The 3,047-nt window shown below is 77.6% G+C and carries 4 protein-coding genes and 1 pseudogene; all 5 read left to right on the plus strand.

Features of this window, described 5'->3' with window-relative positions; genetic code table 11:
• On the plus strand, positions 1-359 hold a 359-nt coding region (locus tag VR44_RS27335; RefSeq protein ID WP_045950281.1), incomplete at its 5' end, for a YcaO-like family protein.
• Between the two features lie 26 nt (positions 360-385).
• Positions 386-1,186 (plus strand): annotated as a pseudogene (locus tag VR44_RS46510) (thiopeptide-type bacteriocin biosynthesis protein); the annotation flags it as partial.
• Between the two features lie 367 nt (positions 1,187-1,553).
• Positions 1,554-1,973 carry a nitroreductase family protein gene (locus VR44_RS46515; RefSeq protein WP_245692308.1) on the plus strand — a complete coding sequence of 140 codons (420 nt, stop codon included), beginning with the start codon at positions 1,554-1,556 and terminating at the stop codon, positions 1,971-1,973.
• An 81-nt stretch (positions 1,974-2,054) separates the two neighbouring features.
• Positions 2,055-2,237, plus strand: a complete 183-nt coding sequence (locus VR44_RS27345; protein ID WP_045950282.1) for a hypothetical protein — start codon at positions 2,055-2,057, stop codon at positions 2,235-2,237.
• Positions 2,238-2,291: 54 nt separating this feature from the next.
• Positions 2,292-2,894, plus strand: coding sequence for a hypothetical protein (locus tag VR44_RS27350; RefSeq protein WP_045950283.1), 603 nt, complete (start codon positions 2,292-2,294; stop codon positions 2,892-2,894).
• Positions 2,895-3,047 lie beyond the last annotated feature (153 nt).

The following is a 3,047-nucleotide window of genomic DNA, read 5'->3' on the forward strand; positions in this document are numbered from 1 at the left end:
GCCCCCGGCTGGAGTTCCTCCTCGCCGACACCCCGTCCGTGCCGGTCGCGGCCGCCTGGCCGGGCGCGCCGGAACCGGTCGCCGACCTCGCCGCCCTGCTCGCGGCAACCGTGGACCGGCTGGCCGGCGCCGGCCTGGAGGTGGTCACCGTCGACCAGACCGAACCGGGCCTGCGCGACCGGCTCGGCCTGCACTGCGTGAAGGTCGTCGTCCCCGGCTCGCTGCCGATGACCTTCGGGCACGTCAACCGGCGCACCCGCGGCCTGCCCCGGCTGCTCGACGTGCCCCACCGGCTGGGCCGCACCCCCGGGCCGCTGCGCCACGAGGAACTGGCTCTCCACCCGCACCCCTTCCCCTGATCCGCCCCCTCCCGCTAGGACCGCAGATGCCCACGACCGACGCCTGGCACAGCCACCACGTCTTCCTGCACTCCGCGACCGAGGACACCGACGCCTTCCTGATCCGCGAGGCGGCCCCGCTCCTCGACGGCCTGGTGGCGGCCGGAGAAGCCGACCGGTGGTTCTTCATCCGCTACCCGGAGGACGGCCCCCACGTGCGGGTCCGGGTGCGCGGGCTGACCCCGGCCGCCGCCGCCGGGCTTCCGGGCGAACTGGCCCGGGCGGCGAAGGAGGTGCCCTCGGTGCCCGGGCCCTGGGCCTCCGCCCACGGTGAGGTCCGTGCCGTCCCGTACCGGCCCGAGACCGACCGGTACGGCGGCCCGCGCGCCCTGCCCCTCGCCGAGGAGGTCTTCGCGGACTCCTCCCGGGTCGTGGTGGAGGTCCTGCGCGAGCTCGCCGCCGGGGGCGGGAGCTCGGCCCGCCTGACGCACGCGGCGGACCTGGCCCACACGACGGTCCACGCGCTCGGCCTGGACCGCCTCACCGCCGCCCGCTGGCTGCGCCGGCACGCGGCCGGCTGGCGATGGGTCACCGAGGTGGAGCTGCTGCCCGGCGCCTCCGTGCACGCCCGCGTCAACTCCGTGTACGCCGCCCAGCGTTCCGGCCTGCAGCGACGCGCCCAGGACCTGCGGGAACGCCTCGCGCAGGGCACCGCCGCACCCTGGCTGGGCCACTGGGAACGGCGGGTCCGCGCGACCGACGCCCGGCTCCGGGCCGGACTCGACCCGGACGCGGCCCCCGACGCGACGGCCTGGATCTGGAGCTCGCAGCTGCACATGCTGTTCAACCGGCTCGGGGTGACCCCCGACGAGGAGCGGGCCGTGTGCCGGCTGGCCGCCCGCACCCTGCTGGAGACCGGGGAGCCGGCGGACTACTTCCCGGCCGGGCACACCGCCGCCGATCTCCAGTACCTGGAGCGCAGCAAGTTCCAGATCGGCCGGCACGAGGACACGGACCTGCGCACCCTGCCGCCGAAGCCGCCCCGCGACACCCCGGCCGTACCCGAGCTGCCCCTGCCCGCCGGCCCGCTGCCCGAGGTCCCGCTCGGCGCCGCCCTCGCGGCCCGGGCCTCGGTGCGCGGGGCCCTCGGCGGGCCGCTCGCCGCCGCCGACCTGGGCGCCCTGCTGTGGCGCGGGCGCCCTGTACACGGCCCGGGTGCGGCTGCTGGTCCTCGACGTCGACGGCGTTCCGGCGGGCACGTACGACTGCGTGCCCGAGCGGCGGACGCTGCGGCGCGTCGGCCCGGCCCCGGCCACGGCGGAGATCGCCGCCCTGTCGACGTACCTGTCCCGGCCCGCGAGCGACCCGCACTGGATCGGCATCGACCGGGTGCCGGTGGTCCTCGCCCTCTACGCGGACCTCGGCCTGCTGCGCCGCCGCTACGGGCTGCGCGCCCTGCGCCTGGCCCTGCTGGAGACCGGCCACCTGGCGCAGAACCTGCTGCTCTCCGGCACGGCCCTGGGGCTGGCCGGCACCCCGCTCGGCGGTTTCCACGACGACCTGGCCCACGAACTCCTCGGCCTGGACGACCTCCAGTACCTGCTGCCGCTCGGCCGCCCCGCGCCCGCCGTCTGACGGGTTGGTGTGAAACGACCGGAACGTGGTGGAGGGGGTGGTCATGGGAGTGGTGGCGTCCGTGCCGGCGGCGGCGGTGCTGTGGGGGACGTCGCCGCCTGGGAACGGGACGCGCTCGCGCGGGGGATCGCGTACGCCACCCCCCGCCGCATCACCGGGGAACTCGGCCTGACCGCCCCGGAGGCCCACGCCCTGCTCACCGGCCTGCGCACGGCCGGCCCCGTGCGCCGCGTCCCCCCGCTGTGGCGGCCGGCCGCACTCTGACCGGGCCGTGGTGCCGAGGCGGGGGAGGAGGGTGATCCTGGTGGGATGGGTGGTGTGCCCAGGCCGCGGCTGCCGGGGGGCTACGCGGCCTCGGGGGTCAGGGCGGTGCGGGTGACACTGGTCGCCGCCGCCGGGTTCTACCTGTTCCTGTACGGCTTCGGCGCGCCCACCGCCGCCACGTACGCGCTGTTCTCCGCGGTGGCCCTGGCCGGACTGTCACGGATCCCCGGCACCGGGCCGCAGCGGGCCGCCACGGTGCTGCGGCTGGCACCGGTGTGCTGGCTGCTGGTCGTGGTGGGCACCTACCTGTCGGTGCGCACCTGGACCGCCGTCGCCGGGATGCTCGTCATCGGCTTCGCACTGGCCTTCGCCGCGGTCGGCGGGCCCGGGCTCGCCGGGGCCGGCCCCGGCCTGCAACTGCTCTACATCCTGCCGTCCTTCCCGCCCTACGATCCGGGCTCGCTCGGCGTACGGCTCGTCGGCACCACCACCGGGCTCGCCCTGCTCGTCCTGGCCGAGCGGTACCTCTTCCCCGAGCCCGCGCCACCGTCCTACCAGGAGCTCGCGGCCCGCGCCGCCGACACCGCCGCGCACTGCGCGCGGGAGCTGGGCGCACCCCCGTACGCGCTCGGGCCGGCCGCGGCCGGACCCTGCTGAGCCGGCTGTCGGCCCTGCACGGCGCGCCGGGCGCCGCCGAGGTCCTGCTCGGCGTACGGCGGCTGGCGGAGCGGACCGCCGAGGACCTCCGGCGGCGGACGGGACACGGCCCCGCGCCGGGCACTGCCCCCGGTTCCGGCGGCGCGTACGAGG

This window comes from Streptomyces katrae (assembly GCF_000966975.1).
GTDB classification, from domain to species: Bacteria; Actinomycetota; Actinomycetes; order Streptomycetales; family Streptomycetaceae; genus Streptomyces; species Streptomyces katrae.